This window comes from Kaistia terrae (genome assembly GCF_026344005.1).
Lineage (GTDB): Bacteria > Pseudomonadota > Alphaproteobacteria > Rhizobiales > Kaistiaceae > Kaistia > Kaistia terrae.
Genome location: NZ_JAPKNH010000001.1, coordinates 284515 through 309681, shown reverse-complemented (window position 1 = coordinate 309681; position 25167 = coordinate 284515). Strand labels below are relative to the sequence as shown.

Sequence of the window (25167 nt, the reverse complement as noted above, 5' to 3'; positions counted from 1 at the left end):
ATCACTACTTATTCGATCGCATGAGGATCCAAGATGAGCCTGTCCAAATCCGCAATCGGTTTCGTCGCGCTGGCGCTCCTGGCAGGCCCGATCGTCGTCTCTGCCTCGTCACCGGCGCTGGCTGGCGCCAATGACTTTTCGACGAGCGGCATCGACAGCGGCCCGCTGCCCGATTGGAAGGTTTTCGGCTTCGACCTGTCGAGCATCCCGGATGACTCGGCCTCGCTCGCCGCCTTCAAGTCGTCGCTGGATCCCTGGACTCAGCAGGGCATCGCCAATCGCTGCCGCCAGGACATCACGCTGAACCCCTTCCGCTACTCGCCGAAAGTCCGCGACTTCTGCGCGGCGCGCTGAGCTTGCAGAGCTAGATCCAAGACGCGGATCTAGCTTCTCGCCTCCCCTCAGGGGGAGGTAGGAGCGCAGCTCCTGGTGAGGGTTTGGGGAACCATGTGGTTTGGCCGTAAACCATCCCGGCTCACACTCAGGATTCCCGTCATTTCTCACTGCCCATCATCCTGAGGTGCTTCGCGTGAGCGAAGCCTCGAAGGAGGGTCCAGCGAAACAACGAAACCTCTCCTACGCCCCCCGATCCTATGGCCTACTACCGCTTCCAAGAGCCGTCTGGACCTTCCTTCGAGGCCCGGCCGAGCCGGGCACGTCAGGATGATGATCGTGCGGTTTGCAGCAAGGGGCGGATAGACCTAAGCCTCAAACGACCTCGACCAGCCGGTCGATCTGGGTCAGGAATTCCGTCCGCGCCGTCGGCTCGCGAAGTCCGCGCGGCGCGTAGATGTGGCGTGACAGAAAGTGGCCGGTCAGGCGGAAGGCGTCGCGCAACTCTTCGGGTCCGCCATTGCTGCGGCCGCCCGTCATGAACGGTGCCAGGCGCAGCAACCGATCCTCATAGCCGACCGCCCCCCCGCGACTAACCGCCCGGCCTGTCTTCGGCGACACGAAATGCAACTCGTCGCGCGCGCCGGTCGCGGCGCAGACCGATAGATCGAGCCCGAAGCCGAGTTCTTCCAGCAGGACCAGCTCGAAACGGGCGATGAATGCGCCGAAATCCAGCAGATCTGGCCTATCGGCCTGCGCAAAAACATCCAGAGCCGCTTCGACCGCGCCATGCAGCGCCGCATGCGGCTCGCGCTCGGCCAGCAGGCGCAGATGTCCGGTCAGCGTTTGCAGTGCGAAGATCGCCGCCGGCTCGGCCATCAGGCTCGCGGCCCGGCTTGTCACCGGCTCGACCGTGAAAACACCCAGATGCTCGTCGAGCCGCGCCCGCCAGACCACCTGAACGGTGTTGCCGGGCTGGAGAACCGGCGAAAGCCGGCGTGATTTGCCGCCACGCACCAGACCGAGATGCCGTCCGCGCGAAGCCGTCATCAGTTCGAGAACGACGCTCGTCTCACCCTGCTGCCGGACGCCCAATACCAGGCCCTGATCGGTCCATTCCATGAGGGCATTCTAGAGCGAAGCTGGATGGTCGGCTGCAATTTTTTGGCGTTGTCGTCCCGCGCGTCAGCAGGAACCAACACGCCATCCCTACCCTGCCATACCTCTCCACCCTGCCGATATCCTTCGAAAGCTGGGATTCATGCGCCGAGACGTTGGGAGGCTCGCACGACGCACGCTCTGGCTGAACGGATCCAGGTCTTCTTCCGAGATGACGCCAGCGGCGTGCGGTGGCGGATCGGATGACGGCGGGGAATACATGCGGCGGAGGCAGAGGGCGTTGGCGCCGCACGTCACGACGTCGCCAAACGAAAAAGGCCCGGCGGATTTCTCCGCCGGGCCTTCGATAACTGACCCTTAGGTCAGATTACCAGGAGCGCTTCAGGAACAGGTTGAAGTTCCAAGCCGAACCGTCGTTGGACTGGTTCACGTAGTCGATGTCCGGACCGCCCGTCGGGAGATCGTCGTTGACGTCAACAGCCGTGTAGAACACGTCACCGACGAGGTCGAGGCCCTTGACCGGGGTGTAGACGGTCGTGAAGCCAACGCGCCAAGCGTCAACACCGATGTTGTCCTGGTAGTCAGAACCATCGTAGCTGGCGTAACCGCCCGAGAGCGACGACCAGAGAGCGGGGCTCCAAACGTGCTTGTACGAAGCAAGCGCGCTCCAGCTGGTGCCGGGAGCCGCAGCGACCGCGTCGTTCAGGACGGGGCCGATGAAGCCAGCCACCGAGGTGCCGCCAGCAATACCGGTGAAGGAGTTAGCGTTGTCGCCGTAAGCAGCCGACACGAAGAAGCGGTCGCCAGCGGAGACGTTGTCAAGAGCGATCTCGAGACCACCGCCGACAGCCCAACCCGATGCGCCGTCGAAGAAGTTGTCATCATTCGGATCGAAGCTGTAGGGACCGTTCGATTCGATAGCCTGGTTCGTGTAGGCAGCAGCGAGCTTGGCGCTGAAGATACCCGAAGCGTAGGTGACGGCACCGACGACGTCCGGCGTGTTCTGGGTGTCGACGAAGTCCGTACCCAGGCCAACAACGCCGAAGTTGGGAGCCAGCTGACCACGGTCGCGCTGATCTTCAACCGAAATCGCCAGACCAAAGCCGTTGACGGCATAGGTCAGCTGGATGTGATCGACGGTCGAATCCGAACCGAACATGCCGGTGTCGTTGTAGCCGCGGCCGAAGTCGAACAGCGACGTGAAGTAACCAGCCTTGAGCGGACCGAGCTCGAGGTAGGCGCTATCGACATAAGCCGACTTCGTCGTGTTGTTGATGTACTGGTCGAGCGTCGCGCCATTGGCGTTGCCCGGCGTGTTGCTGGTGGCAGCGCGCAGGTCGATGAAGCCGGTCAGGTTACCATATTCGGTGACCGACGAAGCGGTTGCCTGCATGGAGACTTCGGTGAAGAAGTTGCCCCAGTTGCTGTCCGGGTATGAGCCGTTGAACGCGCCCAGGTCCGAACGGTCGCCGAACGACGTACCGAACTTGACGTAGCCGCCGATCTTGATGCAGGTGTCCGTGCCCGGCGAATAGAAGAAGCCAGCACCGAAAGCGTCGCAGACCTTCACGTAGTCAACCGGCTCGGCGACCGTGAGATCCGCCGCCTGAGCGCCGCCAGCCATCAGCATAGCTGCAGCAGAGCCGAGGAGAAGGGTCTTAAAGTTCATGTTCTGACCTCCAAAAAGGTAATACAAAGAGATTTAGCCATTCTTCTCGTCGCTACCGAGTAGACCCCGCAGGATCACCCCTTCTCGTCAGCTCGTACGAAGTCAGTCCCAATCCCCGTTCAGCTGCTTCTACTTTTTATTGGCCCCCACCCCAGGGTGACCGGCAGAAACAACCGGAACCTCATCTCGTGATTCCGTGAATTTGATAATAGCGAAAGCGCGATCAGGCGCTATGACAGAATTGCAACACCAAGAACCTTCCGTACAGCGTAAGGCGTTAACCTATCGGTAAGGCGTCTTAACGCACGTTAACGCCTTAACCCACGATGGCGCCTGTTGAATCCGGATTGAGCGCTGTTCCGCGCGTGGCGCTTGATCCCGCCTCGCGCGGCGCTAATGTCCCCGCAGCACACCACTCATCGACAGGAAGACCGCTTGCCATGACCGCTCTCGACCGAAACGCGATTCTCGAACGGCTGCGGACCGTCGAAGGCCCGGACGGAAAAGGCGACATCGTCAGCCTCGACCTCGTCTCCGATATTCTGATCAATGGCGGCAAGGTGATGTTCTCCATCACCGTCGACGCGGCGCGCGCCCATGCGCTGGAGCCGCTGCGTGAAAAAGCGGCCGCCGCCGTCAAGAGCCTGGAAGGCGTCGAGAGCACGTTGGTAATTCTGACGGCCGAGCGGAAGGGCAATACGCTGGCCACTAACAGCCCGCCGCCGCGCCCCGCCGCATCGGCCGCCTCCTCGCCCGCCGCCCACCCGCCGCGCCCGGCTGCCGCGCGGCCTTCCGCTTCCGGCAAGCCCGGCATTCCCGGCGTGACGGCGATCATCGCGGTTGCTTCCGGCAAGGGCGGCGTCGGCAAATCGACCACCGCCGTCAACATCGCGCTCGGGCTTGCCGCCAACGGGCTGAAGGTCGGCCTGCTCGACGCCGATATCTATGGTCCGTCCGTGCCGCGCCTGCTCGGCCTTTCCGGCCGGCCCGAAACGATCGACGGCCGCACGCTGAAGCCGATGGAGGCTTATGGCATCAAGGCGATGTCGATGGGCTTCCTGGTGGAAGAAGAGACGCCGATGATCTGGCGCGGGCCGATGGTGATGTCGGCCATCACCCAGATGCTGCGCGAAGTCGCCTGGGCGCCGCTCGATATTCTCGTCGTCGATATGCCGCCCGGCACGGGCGACGCGCAATTGACCATGGCGCAGCAGGTGCCGCTGGCCGGCGCCGTCATCGTCTCGACGCCGCAGGATCTCGCCTTGATCGATGCGCGCAAGGGGCTCGCCATGTTCCGCAAGGTCGATGTGCCGCTGCTCGGCATCGTCGAGAACATGAGCTATTTCATCGCGCCCGATACCGGCGCCCGCTACGACATTTTTGGCCATGGCGGCGCGAAGCGCGAGGCGGAGCGGCTCGACGTGCCGTTCCTGGGTGAAGTGCCGCTTGAAATGGTCATCCGCGAGACGTCGGATAGCGGCAAGCCGATCACCGCGACCGCGCCCGACAGCCCGCATGCCCGCGTCTACAAGGATATTGCCGCCAAGATCTGGGCGACCGTCTCGGCCGGCGCCGGCGCGAGGCAGGCGCCGAGCATCGTCATCGAATAAATCGTCAACCATTCTGGGCCGGCGGTTGCCGCTGGCACTCATCCTATAAAACGCCGCCCGAGGAAAAGCCGGGCGGCGTTTTTGTTTCGGGTAGATCAGACGCCGACGGTGAACCGCTTGCGGCTGTGCTTGCGGCTCTCCGCTTCGTCGAGGATCGCCACGGCCAGATCGCCGATCGAGATATGCGCGGTGCCGGTTGCCGGATCGACGACCGGGTTGTCGAGCCCGAGGCGATAGTTGCCGGTACGCGGCGTGTCATGTTCCAGAATGGCGGCCGGCGACAGGAAGGTCCAGTCGAGCGCTGTTTCCTTGCGGATGTCGGTCAGGCCGTCGCGGGCAGCGAGCGCGCCCGGCTTCCAGGCCTCGGGGAACTCCGGCAGGTCAACCGCCTGCACGCCCGGAGCGACTTCCAGGCTGCCAGCGCCGCCGACGACGAGCAGCGGCAGGCCCGCCTTCTTCACGCCGGCGACGATCGACGCCGCGCCACGCTTGTACTCATTGTAGATATCCGGATTGGTCCAGCCGGGATTATAGGCGCTGACGACATAGTCATAGCCGGCGACCAGCGCCGCGACGCGGTCGGCATCGAGCACGTCGCCGGCAATCTTGGTCAGGCCCGGTGCGTCGGCCAGCTTTTCCGGGTGGCGCGCAATGGCGCCGACCGAATGGCCGCGCGAAAGCGCCTCGGCGACAACTGCCGAGCCGACAAAGCCCGTTGCGCCAATCACTGCGATTTTCATTGTCTCGATCCTTTTTCGCCGTTGCGGGACGAACATCCGGCGTCCCCGCTTCCGCACGATGCGGTTACGAAAGATAACTAGGCGCTTGACTTGCATGCGTGAAGGACGCATTTGCGGCGCACCAGGGCACCACGAGGGAACCACCTCGCCCGCCGGAGGCAGCTTGAACATGCACGAAACTGCGGATTCGCTTGATTTCGAGACCGCCGAACGGCTCGACGTCGAAACGATTGGCAAGCCGTTGGTGAACGGACCGTTTGCCGGAACGGTCGTTTTGCCGGCCGAGCAATGTCCGGTTCGCGATGTGCTGGACAGGCTGGGCGATGCGTGGAGCTATCTCGTCGTGTTGCAGCTGACCTCCGAGCCGCATCGCTTCAATGCGCTGAAGCGCGCGGTCGACGGCATTTCGCAGCGGATGTTGACGGTGACGCTGCGAGGGCTGGAGCGCGACGGCCTTGTCAGCCGCAAGGTTTTCCCCACCACGCCGCCTCAGGTTGAATATGCACTGACGGATCTCGGCTATTCGCTGGCCGAGCCGATGCGCGTGCTGACGCACTGGGCCTCGACAAACCACGCAAAAATCCGCGCGACACGCGCCGCCTACGACTCGCGCGCCGACTGAGCTCTTGGCGCGTCAGAAATCGCTGACGATGTTGACGAAGCCGCCATACCAGACCGGCGCCGGGCCGGTGATGATGGACTTCATGCCTGCCCCGGGGATCGACGCGCTGATGCCGGTGGTCAGATAGGTGCTGGGCGTGATGGCGCGGATGTATTCGAGATAGATGTCATCGGCGAGATGGCGTTCTGTGACGCCGGCGACCGGATCAGCGACGCCGTTGGCGAATTCAAGCCGGGTTGCCTGGCCGAACTGGATCGGGCTCCGCAGTTCGTTGACGTTGATATAGGCGTAGCGCAGCGTCAGCGTGTCCCGCTCGGTCGGGCGCACACTCAGGCTCAGCTGCTGCGAATTGACGTTGGAATTGATGAAGACCATCGACGATTTCGAGCCCGTCGACCAGGCGCTTGGCGACCCTTCATAATAGAGCGGATCGAAGCGTTCGAGCTGCGGCGTCGCGGGATCGTCGCCGGAGAACGTCTGGTAGGTATAGGCGATCGTCGGCGTCCAGCCGATATTGGCGAAGGTGTAGCCGATCTGCGCCCGCCCGGCCCAGGCCCGCATGTCGATGCGATCGTTCCACTCATAGGCGAAGTCGCCGCCGACGAAGAGATTTTCGAGGCTGCCCTCGAAGGGCATGGCGCGACCATAGAGATTGACGAATTTCAGCCCGTCGCGGCCATCTGGGATAATCGAGGGAATGCCGACGCCGCCGGGCGCCGCCTTGGGATAGGGCGCGGTTGATTCCGGCACATAGCCGAGCGTTGCGCCGGCATAGGTATCGCGCGGTCCGTCATAGCGAAAATCGCCGCCGACGATCTGCGTGTTGGTCGGATTCCTCGGCAGTTCGTTGGGCTCGACATAAAAGCCTGTCGCCGTGAAGTCGCCAAAGCCGAACCGGCCAAGGGCTGCCATCTCCCAGGCTTCTCGAGGCCCAAGCTTCAACGCCCCGCGCTCAAAACCGTTGGCCCCGCCATTGGCGATCAGCATGCCGGTGCCGGCCTTGTAGTCGCGCGGACCGAGCGAGATGTCGAACCAGGGCGTCGCGCCGCTGGTGTCGCGCGAGCGCAGGCCGAGATAGCCATCTTCCAGCGTGATCCGGCCGGTGCTGCCGGTATCGAAGGCATCGATCCCCAGCGTACCGGAGGCGACGACCGAGATCTTGCCATAGGCGGTGAGTGAATCACCCAGCTCCTTGGTGAAGCTCAGCCCGGGCATGATGTAGCCTTCGAGCCAGTCCGTATCCGGATCGAAGCCGGCGTTCGGCGCGACGGTCGCGGCGAGGTCCCAGAACAGGTTTCGTTCGAACACGGCGTTGCCGCCGAGTTGCAGATGCGCCTTCACCTCCAGCCCGTCAGCGTCGAACAGCACCAGGCGATCGGCGCCCCGCGCGGCGGAAACCAGCAGCAAACTCGCTGCCAAGGCTCCAACCGTCACGGCGCAATGGCGAAACTGGATCATGAAATGCTGCATTCCGGGCAGGCGACGGTCCGTCATCCGAGCCGAAGGATGGCCCGTTCCGCGCCATCCCGATCAGGAAAGCAGATCGCTACCGATTCAGCCAGCCGCATTCGCCGCCGGTGGGCGTTACGACGTCAGCAGACGCTTCAGCGCCACATGCTGGAGCAGCAGGATCGTCTTGGCGTCGCAGATGCGGCCATCGTCGATCATGGCCAGCGCCTCTGCGAAGGGAAGCTCGATCACCTCGATATCCTCGCCCTCATGCGCTTCGCCGCCACCCTCGCTTGTGCGATCGTGCGGCGAATAGCGGGCGACGAAGAGATGCAACTGCTCAACGACGCTGCCAGGCGACATGAAGGGAACCATGACACGAACCGGCGCTTCGAGCGTGACGCCCAGTTCTTCCTCGGCTTCCTTCTTGATGCAGGTAACGGGATCGTCGGCATCGAGAAGGCCGGCGCAGACCTCGACCAGCGGCTCATGATGGCCGCGCACCCAGGCCGGATAGCGGAACTGGCGGATCAGCAGGACCGTGTTGCGATCGGGATCGTAGGGCAGCACCGCCGCGCCATCGCCGCGATCATAGGTCTCGCGCGTCTGCGTCTGCCAGGTGCCGTCCGAGCGGCGATAATCGAAGATGTTCTTGTACAGCTTGCCCCAGCTCTCCGAGAGCAGGATGCGTTCGCGCTCGCGAACCCGGTCGTTCTGTTCCGTCATTCCAGTTTCCTTGCGAGTCCTTGTGGTCCACTTGCCCAGCATGCGACGTCGTTCCGACAGCGCGGCAAGCTTCCGATGTTGTGGCGCTAGTTCAGCACGAGACGCCTTATCAAAACTGAAATCGCCGCGCCGTAGTCGGCCGCGCTGCCGCCCGCATCAATCGCCAGCGCCGCGCGGTCGAACGCAGCCGAGAGCAGGTCGGTGAGCGCGGCAAGCGGCAGGCCGGGATCGCGCCCCGCTTGCGAGAAGGCCGCCTCCAACCCCTCGCGAAGCGTACGCGCCGCGTTCGCCTCGTCGAGTGCCTGGATCTCCGCCATGCCCAACACGGCCGGCGCTTCGATCAGCAACAGCCGGGTCCGGCCCGGCGCATGCATCGCTTCGAGATAGGCGAAGCTTCCGGCGATCAGAGCCGCGACCGGCTGCATCGATGCCGACGCCCTGCCCTCGATCGCCGCGGCGACAGCGCTCGCTTCCTCGGCGACAACAGCCCGGAACAGATCGCGCTTATCCTGGAAGTGGTGATAGAGCGCGCCCCTCGTGATGCCGGCCGCCGCGACGATCTCCGGCGTCGACGTTTCGGCATAGCCCTTTTCGATGAACAAGCCCCGCGCCGCCGATAGCAAGGCGGCCCGGGTCTTTTCGGTGCGGTCCTGATTGGAGCGAGGCGATTGCATACATACAGCCTGTATGTTAATTAGGAAAATACATACAGACTGTATGTCAATTCAGAGGGAGTGCAAGGCCATGCGGATCACCAGCTTCTACCCCGTCCTGATGACGCAAGATGTCCCGGCGACGGCGGCGTTCTACCAGACGCATTTCGGCTTCATCACCGCCTTCGAAAGCGACTGGTATGTCCATCTGCAATCCGCCACCGACCCTGCCATCAACTTGGCCGTGCTTGACGGCACGCATGCGACGATTCCCGAAATCGGCCGGGGCCTGGCGTCCGGCCTGCTGCTCAATTTCGAGGTCGAGGATGTCGATGCAGTCCATGCGCGCCTTGCGGCGGCCGGCCTGCCGATGTTGCTCGCCCTGCGCGACGAACCGTTCGGCCAGAGGCATTTCATCACGCGCGATCCGAATGGCGTGTTGATCGACGTCATCACGCCGATCCCGCCCAGTGCCGAATTCGCCGCGCAATATTCGCAGGATGCCTTGCCGACATAGCTCCGCCGCTACGGCGATTGCGCCATCTGGTCGAGTAGCCAGGCGCGGAACAGCCGGACCTTGCGGCTGCGCGCCTTGGCATCCGTCGTCACGAACCAATAGGCGAGATCGGTTTTTGCCTCCTGCGGGAACGGCCGGATAAGCCGACCGGCGGCAAGCGCATCGGCGACCACCATCTGCCAGGCCAGCATGACGCCCTGCCCGGCCAGCGTCGCCTCCAGCGCCAGAACCGGATCGGTATAGGACGGCCCCGTCAGCTTGATTGGGGGCTCGCCGGTCGCCAGAAACCAGGCCTCCCAGTCCACCATCGTTCCCTCATCGGCGATGACGGGCACATGCGCGAGATCGGCAGGCGTTCGCAGCTGATCGCGCCAATGCGGCGCGCAGACCGGGAAGAAGGGCTGCGGCGTCAGGCTTTCCGCCACCACGCCGGGCCAGGCGCCGCGCCCAAGCCGGATCGCGCAATCGACATCGCTGCGGGCAAGATCGATCACATTCGTCGTGGCCACGAAGCGGATCTCGATGTCGGGATGCGCCCGGGTGAAATGGCCCAGTCGCTGCACCAGCCAGCGCGCCGCGAAGGTCGGCGCTGTGGTGATCGTCAGCATGCCGCTCTCGTCGCCTTCGAGCAGCGCCAGCGCCTCGGCGATCTGGCGAAAGCCGCCATTGAGCAGCGGCAAAGCCGCTTCCAGTGACGGTGTCGCCACCAGTCCTCGCGGCGTGCGCTCGAAAAGGTGAATCCCCAATCGCGCCTCGGCGCGCTTAATGTGCTGGCTGATGGCGCCCGATGTGACGCCGAGCTCGGCCGCCGCGGCGGCCAGCGTGCCGGTTCGCGCGACGAATTCTATAGCCCTGAGGGCATTGAGCGGAACTTTGAAAGCCTCGGTCATATAGTTTTTCTAAAGTGTGACCGAGATCATGTCGATACCGCCGCGATCGGTTTAGGACCATGTTGCCTCAGCGTCAGCCGAGGAGATGAACCATGACGATCTATGGACTCTATCGCGCTGTCCTTCATTGGGCAGTTGAGCCAGTGGCCGTCGCCCACAATGAGAACGCACTTTGGGGATTGAGTGTCCGCGAGTTGGCCGATCTGCCGATCGGTCCCGAAGCGGTCGACGCCCAGCCAGCGTTCGATCCGAAACCAGGCAGTCGCTGTGCGTAATGCAGCGGCTGGGAGAGGAGTACCCAATGCCCAGGTCGCAACAAGCCATTCTCGCCAGCCAGCCCGGCGCCCGCGAGCAGGCCCTGCAAAGCCACTATAAGGCGCTGAACCCCTGCCTCGCCGCCGCTGTGCTGCATGCGCGCCCAGCCGAGAAGAAGTCGCAGCAGATGGCGATGTCCCAGCTTGTCGACGATCGCTTCGCCGAGATGGAATAGCCGCGCAAGCGGCAAGGCCCTCACCTCCAAAGGGAGATGAGGGCGAGCCCACGACGTGAGCACCATTCTTAACCTCTCGCCTCACGGGAGAAGTCGACGGCCAGGGGCCGGCGGGTGAGGGTTTACGGCCTCACCGGATGGTTCCCTAAACCCTCACGCGGACCTATCGGTCCGACCTCTCCCTCAGGGAGAGGTGAGGCGCCGGTCGTCACCAGTCTGCGCTAGCCGCGATCCAGCCAGCTCACCTGTTCCGGTGTCAGCTGGATATCGAGCGCGGAAAGGCTGTCTTCCAGTTCGGCCAGCGTACGCGGTCCGATCAGCGGCACGACCGGGAAAGGCTGTGCCAGCACGTAGGCGAGCGCGATGTGGATCGGCTCGCGGCCAAGCTGCTTGGCAAGCTCGATCGCACGATCCCGACGCTCAAAGTTCTTCTCCGAGTACCAGACGCGGACGATTTCCTCGTCGTCGCGCTTGTCGCGACCGGCGCGGTCGGTGAAGAAGCCGCGTCCCTGGCTCGACCAGGCGAAGTTCGGGATCTGGCGCTGGGTGAGCCAGGCCTTCCATTCATCGTCCGAAGCCGCGACGCAGCCGGCCCAGATCGGGTCGAGCATTTCGGCCAGCGAGAAATTGTTGGAAAGCGCGCCCGGCTTCTGCTTGCCGGTCTTTTCGGCATAGGCGATCGCCGCGTCCATGCGCTCGCGCGTCCAGTTGGAGCCGCCGAACGGACCGCGAATACGGCCGGCCTTCACCTCGGCATCCATCGCATCGACAAATTCCGAGACGGGAACGTCCAGGTTGTCGCGATGCATGAAGTAGATGTCGACATGGTCGGTCTGCAACCGGTCGAGCGTCTCGGTCAGCTGCTTGGCGATCACATCCGGATAGACGAGCGGCGAATGCGCGCCCTTGCCGATGACGACCGATTCATTACGCACGCCCCGGCTGGTCAGCCAGTCGCCCAGAATCTTCTCGGTCTTGCCGCCGGCATAGATGTAGGCGGTGTCGAACAGATTGCCGCCCGCCTCGTGGAAGGCGTCGAGCAGCACCGAAGCGCTGGCGAAATCCGGGAAGAACTCGAAGCCGAGCGCTGCGACCGAGGTCGGCTGGCTGACGCCCGCCAACTGCCGCTTCGGGATTGATTTCGCGCCGCGCGAAAGCTTGGCGCCCTTGATCGTGGTCGTCTTGCGCGATGCCTTCTCGATGTCGAAGACAAGGCCGACTGCCCCACGCCACTTGTCGAGCGTGCGCAGATTGCCGAGCGTATCGGCCCAGCTCATGCCGGGTGAGGCAAGCTGCTGCTGGCCGGCGCGGATCGCTTCGCCGGCTGCGTCCACCTCGAACGAATAGAGCCAGCTCGGCTCGACGACCTCGACCACCTCGACGCTGGCATCCGGCCGGATGATACGGATCGTACCGGTGCCGCCTTCCTTGCCGGTCGCGAACCAGAAGTCGGAAACCTCGATGCGACCCTTGGTGCCGAGAATACGCAGCACATTATCCTGCGCCACCGACACGCTGCACGAGACTTCGGCAATGATGTCATTCGGGAAGGTCAGGATCGCCGCCGCCCATTCGTCGACGCCGGATTTCCCAAGATGCGCCGAACCCTGCACCTGGACGGGATCGAGGAACGGCTTGCCGGAAGCTGCACCGGCAATCAGTCGGGTCATCGAGACCGGATAGCAGCCGACATCGAGAATGCCGCCGCCGGCGAGGTCATTGGCATAGAGCCGATGGTCGGGATCGAATTTCGGCATGGCGAAACCGAAGCTCGACTTGATGGCGCGGATTTCGCCGATCATGCCGCTGGCGACGAGGTCATAGAGCCGCTTCGTCTGCGGATGGACGCGGTACATGAAGGCCTCTGCGGCAAACGTGCCGGCCTTCTTGTGCGCGTGGAAAATTGCCTCCGCCTCATAGGCGGTCAGGCCGAGCGGCTTTTCGACCAGCACATGCTTGCCGGCCTCGGCCGCCTTGATCGCCCATTCGGCATGGCCGGGATGCGGCGTCGCGATGTAGACGGCGTCGATCTCGGGATCGTCGAGCAGCGCCTGGTAGCCGTCATGGATACGGGCGCCCGGAAAATCATCGCCGAGCCCCGGCTTGGACGGATTGCGGCTGCCGATCGCGACCAGCTTGCCGGTCTTCGAATGCGTCAGCCCGTCGCGAAACGCCTTGGCGATGCCGCCGGGTCCGATGATACCCCAGCGAACGGGGGGCTGGTTATCGGCCGAGATCGTCATATCAGTCTCTTTCGTTGCACTGCGTTCGGCAAAACCGCCGAAACCTTGGAGAGAAGGAACACGCCGCTACCCTTTGACCGCACCCATGGTCAGGCCGGCGACAAAGTGGCGTTGCATCAGGAAGAACATCAGGACAGGCGGAATCGCCACCAGGACGGTCGCGGCTGCGATGATGTTCCAGGCGGTGACGTATTGTCCACGCAAAGTGGCGAGGCCTGCGGTGACAGGGCGGACCGTATCGGCCTGGGTCAGCACCAGCGCCCAGAAATAGTCGTTCCAGACAAAGGTGAAGATCAGCACGCCGAGCGCCGCGAGCGCCGGGCGAACCAGCGGGGTCACGATGTGCCAGAGCACCTGCCAGGGCGAGGAACCCTCGACTTTCGCCGCCTCGAACAGTTCGGGCGGCAGATCGGCGATGAAATTGCGCATGAACAGCGTGGCAAAGCCGGTCTGGAACACGGTGTGGAACAGGATCAGCGCATAGGGCGTGTCGTAGAGGCCGATCGTTAGCATGAAATCGCGCACCGGGATCATCAGGATCTGGTGCGGGATGAAGTTGCCGCCGATCAGCAGCGCGAACAGAAGCATGTTGCCGCGGAAGCGATAGCGCGCCAGCACGAAGCCCATCATGGTCGATAGGATCAGGACGAAAAACACGGTCGGAAGCGTGATCACCAGCGAATTGAAGAAGAACCGCGCCATCGCCGTCTGGGTGAAGACCGCCTGGTAATTCTCCAGCAGATCGAAGCTCTTGGGCCAGCCCCAATAGTTGCCGACCATCAAATCCTCGGCCGAGCGGATCGAGGTGATGGTAATGGCGACGAGCGGCAACAGCCACAGCGCCAGCACCACGACGATGGCGACAGGATAGAGCGCGCGGACGGCGGGCCGCGCCTGCTGGACGGGGAACGGATAGCTCATCGTTCGCGCCTCGCTTCAGCCCGCATGACGCGGCTCAGATAGAAGACGATGAACACCGCCATGACGCCGAACAGCACCGTGGCGATCGCCGCCGCATAGCCCATCCGATAGGAGAAGATCGCCTGCTCGTACATCTGGTAGGCGAGCACGGAGGACGAGCCATAGGGACCGCCCTGCGTCATGATCGCGATCAGGTCGAAGCTGCGCAGCGCGCCGATCACCGTCACGGTCAGGGCGATGAAGCTCGCCGCGCGCAATTGCGGCAGCACGACATGCCAGAACATCGGAAAGCCCTTGGCGCCATCGACGCGGCCGGCGCCCAGCACATCCTCGTCCAGATTATTGAGACCGGCGAGGAACAGCACCATGCAGAAGGCGACCTGCGGCCAGAGGGCAGCGGCAACGATGCCGAACGTCACCAGATCGGGATCCGAAAGGATCGCCGGCGCGGTTGCGCCGAAGACGTTGAAGATCAGCGCCATCATGCCGAAGGTCGGATCGTAGAACCACGAATAAACGACGCCGACCGTCACCGGCGCCAGCACCAGCGGCATGAAGAACAGCGACTTGGCCAGCCGGATTCCCTTGATCTTCTGGTTGACCAGCAAGGCCAGAACCAGCCCGCCCACCGGCGCGATCAGGAACAGCACCAGCCAGATGACGTTGTTCTTGAGACTGGTGAGAAATTGCGGGTCGGCGAACAGTTCTGTGTAGTTGCCGAGGCCGACCCAGGTTTTCGGGCCGATGCCATCCCATTCATACAGGCTCAGGCGAAAGCTCTGCAGCGTCGGGATGACGATGATCAGCAGGAAAAGGATCAGGCCGGGAGCAAGAAGCAGCACCGGCGTCAGCCATTCCCGATGCCGTCGCCACAAGGAACCCGGTCGCGAATTTGGCGTCGCCGATGCACGCAAAACATCTGTCATCCGTCATTCCATCCGGTCATTTCGGATCGCCACCCCGGCCGGACACTCGATGCGAGAATCGAGCGAAGTCCCGAGGCGCGCCGGCTCGGAGCCACGAGGCGCAGGGGGATCGCGCATCCGAAGCCCGAGCGAAGATCCACCGGCGCGAATAGGCCGCGCCGGTGGATCGCCCCGCCTCAACTCTTCTTGTAGATGCGCTTGCGTGCCTGCTCGAGCCGGGCCTGGACGGCCTTGCGGCTGTTGGGATCCGCCATGAATTGCTGGAAGCCGTTCATGCCGATCTGCGCCATGTCGGGGTCGGTATCGCGGTCGTAGTACTGCGAGGCCGACTTTGCCGATTTGAGGATTTCCTGGCCCTTCTCCAGCAGCCAGTCCTTCTTCAGCACCGGCACGTCCGATCGGGTCGGAATATTGCCTTCCGGCTCGACCCAGAGCGCCAGCCGCTGCGGCTGGTAGAAGAAGGTGATGAACTGGCGGGCCAGGTCCTTGTTCTTCGCGCCGGACGGAATGTGCATGGAATCGACCGGGAATTCCTCGGCAGTCGGCACCGCCGCGTCGATCACCGGGAATTGCAGGTAGGTGTATTTGTCGAGGTCGGCGGCGGGAATGTTGCGGGTCAGGAACTGGCCCATCAGATACATGCCGGCCTTGCCCTGCAGCAGGAAGGGCACCGCGCCCTGCCAGTCATAGGACGTGTGGTTCGGGATGAAGAACTTCTTGTCGATCAGTTCCTGCCACTTGTCGAAGACGGCATCGAGCTTCGGATCCTCATAGGAGGCCTCGCCGGCCATCAGCTGCATATGGAAGTCGTAGCCGTTGATGCGCAGGTTCAGATAGTCGAACCACGCTGCCGAAGGCCAGAGATCCTTGGTGCCGATGGCAAAGGGCGAAATGCCGTCCGCGACCATCTTGTCGCCATAGGCGACGAGTTCGTCCCAGGTGGCGGGCGCCTTGCCGCCGGCATACTTGTCCAGATAGTCCTTGCGCGCCCAGATGCCCCAGAAGCTGGCCCCGGTCGGAACACCATACTGCTTGCCGTCGACCGTGACCGTCGTCGTCAGCGCGCCGACCTTGTCGGCCCAGCCTTCCTTGGCCCAGAGATCCGACATGTCGTCGAACAGGCCGCGATTGACGAAGGCGCGCATGCGATCGCCCGAGAACCACAGGCAGACATCCGGCGGATTGGCGACGAGGAAATTGCGGATCGCCGTCTTGTAGCCTTCATGGTCCATCGCGTTCTGCTGGACCTTGATGCCGGTCTCTTTCGTGAACTCTTCGATGAACTGGGCCATCAGCTTGCGCTGGCCCTCGCCGCTTATGTTGGTGTTGATCGTGAGGGTCCGGTCCTCGGCGAACGCCGCCCCGGTCCACCCGCCCCCTAAAGCCGCGACGCCGACCCCGGCCGCCAGCGATTTGAGCACAGTTCGTCGACTAGCCGCGCCGAATGGCACGCCAAAACGGTTCTTCATGCTTGTTCCTCCCAAGGACCCATCCAACGATCCCCTTGGGTTGGCGCGGCCCTCCAACCGCATGTCCGCCAACCCGGAGAGATCGAAGCCTCCATCCCGTAGTCGGCGACCATTAACGTCCGCGCTCCGCAGCTTGTCAATTCGGCGATGTGGACAATTGCCGCAATATCCGGCGACGCAGACCCGGCCGACGACACAACGAAATTCCGTCCCTTGTCGCTCTATTTTCAAAATTATAATAATATATATACGTACGGCGGGTACATATATTTGGCACTTACAGCCAAGGCGAGAAATTCCGCTGCGTCACCTGCTTCGGATCGGCAAGCTTGACCGCCCCCTCACTCGGGAGGGAGCGGTCGACAACTTGCCGGTTTAGACCGAAGGCCATTTGCCGTGAAAGGCGAATTCGCTGACCGCAAGCCGCTCGCGCCCTTCCAGTTCACGCAACCGGTCGCGCTCGGGCAGGATATCGGGATCGCCGGGGAAGCCGATGCCGATACCGGTGCAGGGTTCAAAACCCTCCGGTACGTTGGCTGCGGCGATCACCTTGTCGCTCTCGAAGCCGCCGAACGGATGCACGGCGAGACCATTGGCGGTTGCCTGCAGCAGCAGATAGCCAAGCGCGATGCCGGTATCGTGGCGGTTATGCCAAAGCGAGCGACCGCTCTTGGAATGCAGCTTGGCGACGGCATAGGCCAGCACCGAGACGCGGCGGACCCAGGGCTGGTTGCCCTCGACCGCGCAATCGACCAGCGTGTCGAAGAATGGCTCGCCGCGAAACGCATAGACGAAGCGCCAGGGCTGCGAGTTGCTTGACGAAGGCGCCCAGCGCGCCGCCTCGAAGAGCGGTTTCAGATCGGCCTCCGAAAGCGTCTTGTCGGGATCGAAGGCGCGCGGGCTCCAGCGCTCGGCGATCACGGGCAGGATCGGTACGGCGGTGTCGGCAGGCTTCCGCATTCTCAAGGTTCTCCATCATGCAGCACTCCGTCCCGAAGCACCCTGTCCGATCGTAGAGGGTGGGCGGATTCGCGTAAGCCCCCGGGTTGAGAATTTGGAAAACTGATGTTTGATCGGGGACGGAGAGGCGAAGAAGATTCGCCCGGAGGAGCGCATTTCCATGAAGACCGTTCTCGCCTATGGCGATTCCAACACCTGGGGCGCCGCAACCGTCCCCCGCCCCGACGAGCGCTATACGCGCGAAGAGCGCTGGCCCGGTGTCGCGCAGGCGGAGCTTGGCTCCGGCTGGCATGTGATCGAAGAGGGGCTGCCGGGTCGCTCGACCGTCCATTCGGACCCGGTCGAGGGCGAATACATGAACGGCAAGACCTACCTCCTGCCCTGCCTGCGCAGCCATCGCCCGCTCGACGTCGTCGTGATCATGCTCGGCACCAATGATTTGAAGGCGCGGTTCAACGTGCCGGCGGAAGATATCGCCAAGGGCGTCGGCGAGTTGATCAAGCTGGTCAAGCAGGCCGAAGCCGGCAACGATGCCGGCGTGCCAAAAATCCTCGTCGTCGCGCCCGCCCCGATGCTCGACCATACGGGCGAGAAGCCGGAATACACGCCGATGCTGGAAGGCGGCCATGCCAAGTCGCTGAAGTTCGCGACGCTCTATGCCGCCATCGCCAAGGAGCACGGCACGGCGTTCCTCGACGCTGGCCAGCACATCCGCTCCAGTGCCTATGACGGCATCCATCTCGACCCGGCCGATCAGGTTGCCCTCGGCAAAGCGATCGCCGCCGCCGTCAAGACGCTCGCCTGATCCGCCGGATTTCGATCCGGCCGCCGGCGGCCGGATCGATCAAGCCTCGTGCAAGGATGCGCCCGCCGGCGTCGCGCCGGCGGCGAGCAGTTCCTTGATCGCCGCCGCCGACATCGGCCGGGCAAAGGCGAAGCCCTGCAGATAGGAACAGCCGGCCTGGCGCAGGATTTCGGCATCCGCCTCGAACTCGATTCCCTCGGCCGTGACTTCAAGATCAAGGGCGAGGCCGAGGGCGATGGTCGCCTCGCAGAGCCGGCGCGTCTCCGGATCGACGGACACGCCATGGACGAGCGACCGGTCGATCTTCAGCTTGTCGAATGAGAAGCGGCGAAGATAGCCAATCGACGAATAGCCTGTGCCAAAATCGTCCAGCGCCACGCTGACGCCGAGGGCGCGCAGCGAAGCGACGATGTTCTGGGCGCGCTCCGGGAAGGTGACCATATTGGTCTCCGTCATCTCGATTTCCAGACGGCTCGCCGGCAGGCCCGAATCCCTCAGGATGCCTGCCAGGGCCCGGTCGAAACCCGGATTGCGAAACTGCACCGGCGACACGTTGATGGCGAGCCGGACCGTCGGCCACTGCACCGCATCCCGACAGGCATGGCGTAGCACCCAGTCGCCGACCGCATCCATCAGACCGCTTTCCTCGGCTATGGATATGAACAGATCAGGCGGAATCGGCCCCTGGCTGGCGTGAGTCCAGCGCAACAGCGCCTCGACCTGAGCCAGACGCATCGTCTGCGCCTCGAAAATCGGCTGGTACACGAGATGCAGCGCGTCGGCTTCCAGCGCCTCGCGCAGTTCATTCGCCAGGCGCTTTCGATCGGTCTTCTCGGCGTCTATCGACCAGTCATAGAACGCGACGCGGCTGCGGCCGAGTTCCTTGGCCTGATACATCGCGACATCGGCGCGCCGCAGCAACTCATCGGCCGTGATCCCCTTCTCGTCGGCAACCGCGATGCCGACGCTGGTTCCGATGGAGATCACCCGGTCATCGATCACGATCGGCCCGTTCAGATAGTTCACGAGGCGGTTGCCGAGATCCTCGGCCGCCGAGACCGATGCGCCGGAGTTGAGCACCAGCGCGAATTCGTCGCCGCCGACACGGGCCAGTTGCCCCCACCGCGAACATATCGCCCCGAACCCAAGCGCGACCCGTTGCAGCAGGCGATCGCCGATCTGGTGTCCGTAGGAGTCGTTGACCTCCTTGAAACGGTCGAGATCGAGAAACAACACGGTCAGCGGCGGCGCACGCGGACGACGCACCGCGACTTCCAGCGTCCGGATCAGCGCAACGCGATTGGGCAATCCGGTGAGGCCGTCGTGATTGGCGTCATGGACGGCCTGGCGCTCCCGTCGGCGCACGGCGACAAGGTTGAAATAGCCGATCCCGAGCAGGAACAGGACCGTCAGGCCGATGGCCGTCAGCGTGAGATAGGCCATCGGGGCAACGCGGGAATAGGCCTCGCCGCCGCGGCTGCCCTGCGCCCAGGTCAGGGCGCCGATCGAGTTGTTGCCCGGATCGAGCAGAACGGTCCCTCTATGGCCGATCTCCGGATCCAGGCTGAGGGACATTCCCTCGATGACGAAATCCTCGCCCATCTTGCGGATCGTGAATTCATCGAGGACATGGGCCAGCACGAGCAGGCGCGGCTGGCCGACGGGCCTTGGCTTCGACTCGGTTGCGGGAAAGATCGAACCGACGGCGACCGCGGCGATGCTGCCCGAGCGATCCTTCATCATGCCCACCTTGGAATCGAAGGGAGCATGACGACCTGCAAGGCTCAGGATCATCGCCTGGAGCGGTGAGCCGAATTCCTCCAGCGCCCCACGCGACGCCACGCCGCCGCGCCGAAACGCGAAGACGTTTTCGCCGTTCTCATCCAGCAGATAGGCGGCGTCGAAAAACACGCCGGAGCGTGTCCCTTCCTTGAAATTGCTTTCGGCGAAGCTTTTGTCGATCTCACCCGCCAGCTTGACCGCGCCATCGTCCCAGACGGCATAATCGCCATGGATCTCGCGCAGGCGCTTCAGGTAGGCATCCACGGCGGCACCGGCCGATCGTTCCTTGGCGACGCCGTCGATCCGGTCCACTTCCCCCGCCATCTCGGCGAGCGAGAAAATCATGAACGCGATCGACGCCGCCAGCACCAGCAGTACCGGCAAGGCGACGCGCAGGGCAAATCGGAAGGTGGATCGCTGGAGCAGGCTCATGGTACCGCTGACAAGATCATCTCCCACGGCGACGTGCAAACTATCGCTCCACGTTCCGCAAAGATCTCGCGAAATTACTTAATGCGTGGCTAAGTCATTTGCTCTTTTAGCAAATTCGCAAGTGGAGTCTGCGCTTCTACAAGGATATCGCCCAACTCCAGCCATCCGGCCAAGCGCCGCAGTTCTTCGGCCAGGGCCGGCAACATGGCCTCGGGCCTGCGCACCGTCTCTTCCGTGAAGACACCGAGAACGCGCAGCCGGTTCGCGGCCCGGTCGGCTTTCAGATCGATCCGCGCCTCCAGTCGACCGCGATGCAGGAACGGCATCACGAAATAGCCGAAGATGCGCTTGTGACCGGGTGTGTAGAACTCCAGCCGGTAATGGAAATCGAAGATCCGCTCCGTGCGCGGCCGGTGCCAGACGAGTGGATCGAACGGCGATAGCAGCGCTGTCGGGGTTCCCCGCGCCGGCATGACCGCGTCGGCGGCAAGATAGGCCTGATGTTGCCAGCCCTCGACGCGCACGGGCCGCAGCGCGCCTTCCTCGACCAGTTCGCGCAGCGCGATCCGCGCCTCGGCCACCGGCAGGCGGAAATAGTCGCGGATGTCGGTCTCGGTCGCCACGCCGTGCGCCTTGGCGCCCGCCAGCGTCAGCGCGCGGATGGCGTCGGCCTCATCGGGCGTTTCGACGGCGCCGATCTCACTCGGAATGACGCGCTCCGGCAGGTCATAGATTCGTTCGAAGCCGCGCCTGTGGCCGGTCGTGACCTCGCCAGCCCAAAACAGGTATTCGAGCGCCGTCTTGCCCTTGTGCCAGCCCCACCAAGGGCCGCTGCGGGTGCCGGGATCGTCCAGTTCGCTGGCCCCCATCGGCCCCCGCTGGCGGACTTCCTCGACGACCGCGCGGACATAATCCCTATTTTCGGAAGCGAACTTGGCGATGCCGGAATAGATGCCAACGCCAGCCGCGGCGCGCTGCATGCGCCAGCGCATCAGCGGATGCATGTCGAGCGGCAGCAGCGAGGCTTCATGCGCCCAATACTCGAACAGCGCCCGCTTCTTGCCGCCGGCGAAGGCGCGGGTGTCGAGGGCGGCGCGGTCATAGGCGCCGATCCGGCTAAAAACCGGCAGGTAGTGCGAGCGCACCAGCACATTGACGGAATCGATCTGCAGAAGGCCCATGCGGCCGATTGCCGGGGCTATCTGCCGCCAGGACGACAGGCCGGCATCGCGCCGACTGCCAAAACCCTGGGCGGCGAGCGCGATACGCCGCGCTTCCTCGCCCGTCAGTACATCGCTCACCGGCATTCCCCCAAAGCCCCTCATACCCCTGTATGGCAAAGGCGGAGCGAGGAAACCAGATCGACATTCAGCCGAACCGGGTCAGGACCGCCCTGCCGGGCACGACATCCGGCAGATCCAGATCCGGAAGGATCCGGCGGCTCTCGCCAAGCTCTGCCAGCAGAGCGGTAATTTCCGCCGCCGACATCGGCTTGGCCAGGAAGAAGCCCTGCACATATTCACAATGCAGCATTCGCAGCAGCATCAGTTGCTCGACCGTCTCGATGCCTTCGGCAACGACGGCAATGTCCATGGCGTCGCCAAGCGCAATCATCGACTGGATCAGCGCATTCGCCGTCTGATTGGTACCAAGCTCGGCAATGAACGACTTATCGATCTTCAGCCAATCGAACGGGAACTGACGCAGATAGCCGATCGAGGAAAAGCCGGTGCCGAAATCATCCAGCGACAGGCCGAAGCCCATCGACTTCAGCCGCGCCAGCTTGCGCTTGGCGATGGTCGGGTTGCGGACCAGCAGCCCTTCCGTCAGCTCCAGCTTGAAGCGGTTCGGCACGACGTCATGCCGGCGCGCAATGGCGCCCAGATCGTTGGCAAAGCTCGGATCGCGCAGCTGGGCCGGCGAAACATTGATCGAGATCTTCAGCCCGGTCCAGTCGACCATATCCTGGCAGGCGCGCTGGAACACGAACTTGCCGATATCGTGGATCGCGCCCGTCTCCTCGGCGACCGGGATGAACTCGGCCGGCGAGACGCGGCCAAACTCACCCGATTCCCAACGAACGAGCGCTTCCACCGACACGATCGTCAGGTCGCTGACCCGCACGATCGGCTGATAGACAACGGACATTTCGTTCATCTCGATGGCGCTGCGAAGCGCCATGCCGAGGCGCTTGCGATGCAGCGCTCCCGTCTCGAGGCCGGAATGATACTGTACGGCGTCCCGCTCGGCCGCGTTCTTCGCCTGGTACATGGCCAGATCGGCCCGACGGAGCAATTCCTCCGGCGCCACATCCGGCCCGTCAGAAACCGCGTAGCCGACGGCAGCCGTCACCTGGAACTGGAAGCCGGCGACCGCGAAAGGCTGATCGAGCGCATGCACCATGGCGGAAGCGATGCCGGCGACCGCCTCGAGCGCCGGACGTCCCGTCAGGGCCACCGCGAATTCGTCGCCGCCGACTCGGGCAAAGCAGGCATCCGCCGGCAGGATCATCGCCAGCCGCTCGGCAAGCATGCCGACCAGCTCATCGCCACCCTGATGGCCGATGGAGTCGTTCACCGACTTGAACCCGTTAACGTCGAGATAGATGATCGCCGCGGCGCCCTTGCCGCTCGCATCCAGGAAGGCGGCGCCGCCAATCATCTCGTTGAAGCCAAAGCGGTTGGTCAGGCCGGTCAAGCTGTCGGTTCGGGCGGCCTCGATGGCCTGCCGTTCGCTCAGGGCTTGCGAAAGAGCCAGGCGACGCGCGCGCAGCACCGTTCCCATGGCGATCAGGCAGAAGACAAGCAGACCGCCGGCGATCGGCGCCACGACGTTGCGCAGGACCGCGAAGCCGGGCGTCGGCGGCGTCCAGACAAAGTGCGCGATCACCTCGCCGTAGAGGTCGCGGATCTCGGGAAACTCGCTGTCCTTATGCGATGGATCTTCCGGCTCAAGGCGCAGGTCGTCGATAAGGAAGGTTTGGCCGAGTCCGGAAAGGCGCTTCTTGTCCAGATAGAAGCCCATCACGAGCAAGGGCAGCGACGCCGGGTCGACCGTTTCGGCCTTTGAAAAGGGCGCGATGCGCGCAACGCCGACGAGCAGCGTCCCGGCTGCGGTTTCGATGTAGCCGGAGCGGGCCGCGTTGTTTTCGACGCGCGCCGAGCGGATAAGGTCCTCGATCATCCCGATCAGTTCGGGCGACAGGACGGATTTCGGGGTCGGTGCGTCGGCCGGTGTCGACCAGCCATACTTCAGCTCCCCCTCGGGCGAGAGAATGGCCAGGAAATCCGCGATCTGGGTGTCGACGATGCCGGTCCCGATATTCGCGCCGATCCATTCCTCGTCGCCGCGCTGATAGGCGTCATACGCCTCTTCCCACCAGGAATAGTCGTTAGCCAGCCCCTGGATGCGGGTATGCATGGCATCGACGCCGCCCATCACCATGGTGCGTGTCTGCTCGGCGGCCTGGTCATTCTGGCGATAGGCCATCCAGGCGATGCCCGCGATGACCGTCACCACCGTCACGAGGATGCCGACTACCAGGTTAAACGTGATGCGCCCGGCGATCGGGTGAGACATTTAAGGTCCATCTCGATTGACTACACCGGAATGTAAGCACGGGCCCTTTTATGCCGACTTAATTCGATCGAGCGCATTTTAGGTATATTCGGGGAACCGGATTTCGGCAATTTTATCGCTCGCGGAGCCGCGGCGCGCGGTGCGAATCCGTTCTGAGATGCTACCCATTCGCGGATCGAGCGCGGCCCCAAGGCGCCCAATTGCTTCAAATATAATATGGTTGACAAAGCGTCTGACCTACACCCAATTTTCGCATAATCATGTATTATCCTGTGTGGACGATGTTGCGGGGGCGATATGGACTTCCCACCGGATTCGGCTGGGATGGCATCATCCACGGCCATCTCTTGCCCATTTCACAAGACCGCTACGGCACCGTCCCCCGCTGAATTCGACGAATGGCTACAGTCGGATCTTCGCTGCTCGGCGGGAAGGCGCGAATTCCAGCTGGGACGCTATACCGTCGCGCACGTCAGCAACGGCTACCAGTTCTCCGAAGCGCTCAATACCTTCCGCCTGGATGTTGAAGAGTACCGAAAGACCGGTTTTCTTGCCATTGTTCCGTCCAGCCGCGTCTTCGACAATTCGGAGGATGAGTTGCGCGTGCTTGCCCAGGTCATGGTCGATGCCGGGTTCGCCGAAAGTGCCGGAGCGCTGATCCACAGCCAGACCATCGCCATCCCGATCGATGTGATTTGCCCGGTGACCGGAATTCCCACCTTCTACGAGTTCTTCCCCGTCGCCTTCTGCCCCCATGCGGCGTCGGTGGTCGATCCGCTTTACGATCCAGCCCTCAGCACGCCGTTTCTCGCCATCAACACCACGTCGGACGCCTTCGCCTTCGGCATGCTGGTGCGCGATATGAGCCAGCGGCATTTTCATTGCGCCCCGCACGAGGTGGGCAACCGGCATGATCTGGAGCGCCTGCTCCACAAGTGCGCCGGGGTCTGGCAGAAGATGTCGATCAACACGATCCAGGCCTACAACAAGGTTTCCGAGGTGCCGGAGCGCGCTGTACACCTTTCCAGCGACCAGCAGACCTGGACGGCGCCGCACAGCGACCCGGTCTTCGCCGAGACCGCCAAGGAACCGCACGACCACGAAATGCCGGTGGTCTACGCAAATCGCCTCTGCCAGCGTTGGATCGCCGCGCTGTTCGACGGGGAGCGCTATCAGGCTTCCCGCGACGGCCAGTCCGGCGGCATCCCCGCCTTCGACTTCAGAAAGTGACC

The 25167-nt window shown here is 63.4% G+C and carries 23 protein-coding genes; 8 read left to right on the top strand and 15 right to left on the bottom strand.

Going from position 1 to position 25167, the window contains the following annotated elements; translation table 11 throughout:
- Window positions 1–33 precede the first annotated feature (33 nt).
- Window positions 34–354 carry a hypothetical protein gene (locus tag OSH12_RS01515; protein ID WP_266341736.1) on the top strand — a complete coding sequence of 107 codons (321 nt, stop codon included), beginning with the start codon at window positions 34–36 and terminating at the stop codon, window positions 352–354.
- Window positions 355–708: 354 nt separating this feature from the next.
- Here the strand turns inward: OSH12_RS01515 and recO are convergent, their stop codons facing one another.
- Both recO and OSH12_RS01505 read right to left on the bottom strand, forming a co-directional pair.
- The gene (gene recO / locus OSH12_RS01510; RefSeq protein ID WP_266341735.1) at window positions 709–1455 is read right to left on the bottom strand and encodes a DNA repair protein RecO; all 747 of its coding nucleotides are present in this window, start codon (window positions 1453–1455) and stop codon (window positions 709–711) included.
- 364 nt (window positions 1456–1819) lie between these two features.
- Complete coding sequence (locus OSH12_RS01505; protein ID WP_266341734.1) at window positions 1820–3121, bottom strand: porin; 1302 nt, start codon at window positions 3119–3121, stop codon at window positions 1820–1822.
- Window positions 3122–3561: 440 nt separating this feature from the next.
- On the opposite strand from OSH12_RS01505, the gene OSH12_RS01500 reads away from it, so the two are divergent.
- Window positions 3562–4731, top strand: a complete 1170-nt coding sequence (locus OSH12_RS01500; protein ID WP_266341733.1) for an Mrp/NBP35 family ATP-binding protein — start codon at window positions 3562–3564, stop codon at window positions 4729–4731.
- A gap of 95 nt (window positions 4732–4826) precedes the next feature.
- Here the strand turns inward: OSH12_RS01500 and OSH12_RS01495 are convergent, their stop codons facing one another.
- Window positions 4827–5471 (bottom strand): NAD(P)-dependent oxidoreductase, encoded by a 645-nt coding sequence (locus OSH12_RS01495; RefSeq protein WP_266341732.1) that lies wholly within the window; start codon window positions 5469–5471, stop codon window positions 4827–4829.
- A 169-nt stretch (window positions 5472–5640) separates the two neighbouring features.
- On the opposite strand from OSH12_RS01495, the gene OSH12_RS01490 reads away from it, so the two are divergent.
- Window positions 5641–6093, top strand: coding sequence for a winged helix-turn-helix transcriptional regulator (locus tag OSH12_RS01490; protein WP_266341731.1), 453 nt, complete (start codon window positions 5641–5643; stop codon window positions 6091–6093).
- Window positions 6094–6105: 12 nt separating this feature from the next.
- On the opposite strand, the gene OSH12_RS01485 is transcribed toward OSH12_RS01490, so the two are convergent.
- The 3 genes from OSH12_RS01485 to OSH12_RS01475 form a co-directional block, all read right to left on the bottom strand.
- On the bottom strand, window positions 6106–7551 hold the full coding sequence (locus OSH12_RS01485) for an alginate export family protein (RefSeq protein ID WP_266341730.1): 1446 nt from the start codon (window positions 7549–7551) through the stop codon (window positions 6106–6108).
- Between the two features lie 126 nt (window positions 7552–7677).
- Window positions 7678–8268 carry an NUDIX domain-containing protein gene (locus tag OSH12_RS01480; RefSeq protein WP_266341729.1) on the bottom strand — a complete coding sequence of 197 codons (591 nt, stop codon included), beginning with the start codon at window positions 8266–8268 and terminating at the stop codon, window positions 7678–7680.
- Between the two features lie 86 nt (window positions 8269–8354).
- Window positions 8355–8942, bottom strand: coding sequence for a TetR/AcrR family transcriptional regulator (locus OSH12_RS01475; protein ID WP_266341728.1), 588 nt, complete (start codon window positions 8940–8942; stop codon window positions 8355–8357).
- Between the two features lie 70 nt (window positions 8943–9012).
- Here OSH12_RS01475 and OSH12_RS01470 point away from each other — a divergent pair, with 70 nt between their 5' ends.
- Window positions 9013–9438 (top strand): VOC family protein, encoded by a 426-nt coding sequence (locus OSH12_RS01470; protein WP_266341727.1) that lies wholly within the window; start codon window positions 9013–9015, stop codon window positions 9436–9438.
- An 8-nt stretch (window positions 9439–9446) separates the two neighbouring features.
- Here the strand turns inward: OSH12_RS01470 and OSH12_RS01465 are convergent, their stop codons facing one another.
- The gene (locus OSH12_RS01465; RefSeq protein ID WP_266341726.1) at window positions 9447–10328 is read right to left on the bottom strand and encodes a LysR substrate-binding domain-containing protein; all 882 of its coding nucleotides are present in this window, start codon (window positions 10326–10328) and stop codon (window positions 9447–9449) included.
- A gap of 92 nt (window positions 10329–10420) precedes the next feature.
- Here OSH12_RS01465 and OSH12_RS01460 point away from each other — a divergent pair, with 92 nt between their 5' ends.
- Together OSH12_RS01460 and OSH12_RS01455 are read left to right on the top strand one after the other, a co-directional pair.
- Window positions 10421–10603: a hypothetical protein gene (locus OSH12_RS01460; protein WP_266341725.1), complete on the top strand. Its 183-nt coding sequence runs from the start codon at window positions 10421–10423 to the stop codon at window positions 10601–10603.
- Window positions 10604–10629: 26 nt separating this feature from the next.
- On the top strand, window positions 10630–10818 hold the full coding sequence (locus OSH12_RS01455; RefSeq protein ID WP_266341724.1) for a hypothetical protein: 189 nt from the start codon (window positions 10630–10632) through the stop codon (window positions 10816–10818).
- 221 nt (window positions 10819–11039) lie between these two features.
- Here OSH12_RS01455 and OSH12_RS01450 read toward each other — a convergent pair whose 3' ends face one another.
- The 5 genes from OSH12_RS01450 to OSH12_RS01430 form a co-directional block, all read right to left on the bottom strand.
- Window positions 11040–13061 (bottom strand): aldo/keto reductase, encoded by a 2022-nt coding sequence (locus OSH12_RS01450; protein ID WP_266341723.1) that lies wholly within the window; start codon window positions 13059–13061, stop codon window positions 11040–11042.
- A gap of 66 nt (window positions 13062–13127) precedes the next feature.
- Window positions 13128–13982 carry a carbohydrate ABC transporter permease gene (locus OSH12_RS01445; RefSeq protein WP_266341722.1) on the bottom strand — a complete coding sequence of 285 codons (855 nt, stop codon included), beginning with the start codon at window positions 13980–13982 and terminating at the stop codon, window positions 13128–13130.
- On the bottom strand, window positions 13979–14908 hold the full coding sequence (locus OSH12_RS01440; protein WP_266341720.1) for a carbohydrate ABC transporter permease: 930 nt from the start codon (window positions 14906–14908) through the stop codon (window positions 13979–13981). Before OSH12_RS01440 ends, OSH12_RS01445 begins: the two co-directional genes overlap by 4 nt.
- Before the next feature lie 176 nt (window positions 14909–15084).
- Window positions 15085–16377, bottom strand: coding sequence for an ABC transporter substrate-binding protein (locus tag OSH12_RS01435; RefSeq protein ID WP_266341719.1), 1293 nt, complete (start codon window positions 16375–16377; stop codon window positions 15085–15087).
- A 375-nt stretch (window positions 16378–16752) separates the two neighbouring features.
- Window positions 16753–17337: a nitroreductase family protein gene (locus OSH12_RS01430; protein ID WP_266341718.1), complete on the bottom strand. Its 585-nt coding sequence runs from the start codon at window positions 17335–17337 to the stop codon at window positions 16753–16755.
- 160 nt (window positions 17338–17497) lie between these two features.
- Here OSH12_RS01430 and OSH12_RS01425 point away from each other — a divergent pair, with 160 nt between their 5' ends.
- Window positions 17498–18142, top strand: a complete 645-nt coding sequence (locus OSH12_RS01425) for an SGNH/GDSL hydrolase family protein (protein ID WP_266341717.1) — start codon at window positions 17498–17500, stop codon at window positions 18140–18142.
- A 39-nt stretch (window positions 18143–18181) separates the two neighbouring features.
- Here OSH12_RS01425 and OSH12_RS01420 read toward each other — a convergent pair whose 3' ends face one another.
- The 3 genes from OSH12_RS01420 to OSH12_RS01410 all read right to left on the bottom strand — a co-directional run bounded on the left by OSH12_RS01420 (window position 18182) and on the right by OSH12_RS01410 (window position 23935).
- Entirely contained in the window at window positions 18182–20356 is a 2175-nt protein-coding gene (locus tag OSH12_RS01420; protein ID WP_266341716.1) for a putative bifunctional diguanylate cyclase/phosphodiesterase, read from the bottom strand.
- Window positions 20357–20445: 89 nt separating this feature from the next.
- The gene (locus tag OSH12_RS01415; RefSeq protein WP_380223948.1) at window positions 20446–21657 is read right to left on the bottom strand and encodes a winged helix-turn-helix domain-containing protein; all 1212 of its coding nucleotides are present in this window, start codon (window positions 21655–21657) and stop codon (window positions 20446–20448) included.
- 67 nt (window positions 21658–21724) lie between these two features.
- The gene (locus OSH12_RS01410) at window positions 21725–23935 is read right to left on the bottom strand and encodes a putative bifunctional diguanylate cyclase/phosphodiesterase (protein WP_266341714.1); all 2211 of its coding nucleotides are present in this window, start codon (window positions 23933–23935) and stop codon (window positions 21725–21727) included.
- A 324-nt stretch (window positions 23936–24259) separates the two neighbouring features.
- On the opposite strand from OSH12_RS01410, the gene OSH12_RS01405 reads away from it, so the two are divergent.
- Window positions 24260–25165, top strand: coding sequence for a hypothetical protein (locus OSH12_RS01405; RefSeq protein ID WP_266341713.1), 906 nt, complete (start codon window positions 24260–24262; stop codon window positions 25163–25165).
- Window positions 25166–25167: the final 2 nt, after the last annotated feature.

What these genes read in the sequence shown, in the direction of transcription:
- OSH12_RS01450 (WP_266341723.1), bottom strand. Translation starts at nt 13,061, where the DNA reads ATGACGATCTCGGCCGATAACCAGCCCCCCGTTCGCTGGGGTATCATC.
- OSH12_RS01480 (WP_266341729.1), bottom strand. Translation starts at nt 8,268, where the DNA reads ATGACGGAACAGAACGACCGGGTTCGCGAGCGCGAACGCATCCTGCTC.
- OSH12_RS01440 (WP_266341720.1), bottom strand. Translation starts at nt 14,908, where the DNA reads ATGACAGATGTTTTGCGTGCATCGGCGACGCCAAATTCGCGACCGGGT.
- recO (WP_266341735.1), bottom strand. Translation starts at nt 1,455, where the DNA reads ATGGAATGGACCGATCAGGGCCTGGTATTGGGCGTCCGGCAGCAGGGT.
- OSH12_RS01465 (WP_266341726.1), bottom strand. Translation starts at nt 10,328, where the DNA reads ATGACCGAGGCTTTCAAAGTTCCGCTCAATGCCCTCAGGGCTATAGAA.
- OSH12_RS01410 (WP_266341714.1), bottom strand. Translation starts at nt 23,935, where the DNA reads ATGTCTCACCCGATCGCCGGGCGCATCACGTTTAACCTGGTAGTCGGC.
- OSH12_RS01455 (WP_266341724.1), top strand. Translation starts at nt 10,630, where the DNA reads ATGCCCAGGTCGCAACAAGCCATTCTCGCCAGCCAGCCCGGCGCCCGC.
- OSH12_RS01490 (WP_266341731.1), top strand. Translation starts at nt 5,641, where the DNA reads ATGCACGAAACTGCGGATTCGCTTGATTTCGAGACCGCCGAACGGCTC.
- OSH12_RS01430 (WP_266341718.1), bottom strand. Translation starts at nt 17,337, where the DNA reads ATGCGGAAGCCTGCCGACACCGCCGTACCGATCCTGCCCGTGATCGCC.
- OSH12_RS01405 (WP_266341713.1), top strand. Translation starts at nt 24,260, where the DNA reads ATGGCATCATCCACGGCCATCTCTTGCCCATTTCACAAGACCGCTACG.
- OSH12_RS01435 (WP_266341719.1), bottom strand. Translation starts at nt 16,377, where the DNA reads ATGAAGAACCGTTTTGGCGTGCCATTCGGCGCGGCTAGTCGACGAACT.
- OSH12_RS01445 (WP_266341722.1), bottom strand. Translation starts at nt 13,982, where the DNA reads ATGAGCTATCCGTTCCCCGTCCAGCAGGCGCGGCCCGCCGTCCGCGCG.
- OSH12_RS01470 (WP_266341727.1), top strand. Translation starts at nt 9,013, where the DNA reads ATGCGGATCACCAGCTTCTACCCCGTCCTGATGACGCAAGATGTCCCG.
- OSH12_RS01505 (WP_266341734.1), bottom strand. Translation starts at nt 3,121, where the DNA reads ATGAACTTTAAGACCCTTCTCCTCGGCTCTGCTGCAGCTATGCTGATG.
- OSH12_RS01460 (WP_266341725.1), top strand. Translation starts at nt 10,421, where the DNA reads ATGACGATCTATGGACTCTATCGCGCTGTCCTTCATTGGGCAGTTGAG.
- OSH12_RS01485 (WP_266341730.1), bottom strand. Translation starts at nt 7,551, where the DNA reads ATGATCCAGTTTCGCCATTGCGCCGTGACGGTTGGAGCCTTGGCAGCG.
- OSH12_RS01475 (WP_266341728.1), bottom strand. Translation starts at nt 8,942, where the DNA reads ATGCAATCGCCTCGCTCCAATCAGGACCGCACCGAAAAGACCCGGGCC.
- OSH12_RS01420 (WP_266341716.1), bottom strand. Translation starts at nt 20,356, where the DNA reads ATGAGCCTGCTCCAGCGATCCACCTTCCGATTTGCCCTGCGCGTCGCC.
- OSH12_RS01495 (WP_266341732.1), bottom strand. Translation starts at nt 5,471, where the DNA reads ATGAAAATCGCAGTGATTGGCGCAACGGGCTTTGTCGGCTCGGCAGTT.
- OSH12_RS01500 (WP_266341733.1), top strand. Translation starts at nt 3,562, where the DNA reads ATGACCGCTCTCGACCGAAACGCGATTCTCGAACGGCTGCGGACCGTC.
- OSH12_RS01515 (WP_266341736.1), top strand. Translation starts at nt 34, where the DNA reads ATGAGCCTGTCCAAATCCGCAATCGGTTTCGTCGCGCTGGCGCTCCTG.
- OSH12_RS01425 (WP_266341717.1), top strand. Translation starts at nt 17,498, where the DNA reads ATGAAGACCGTTCTCGCCTATGGCGATTCCAACACCTGGGGCGCCGCA.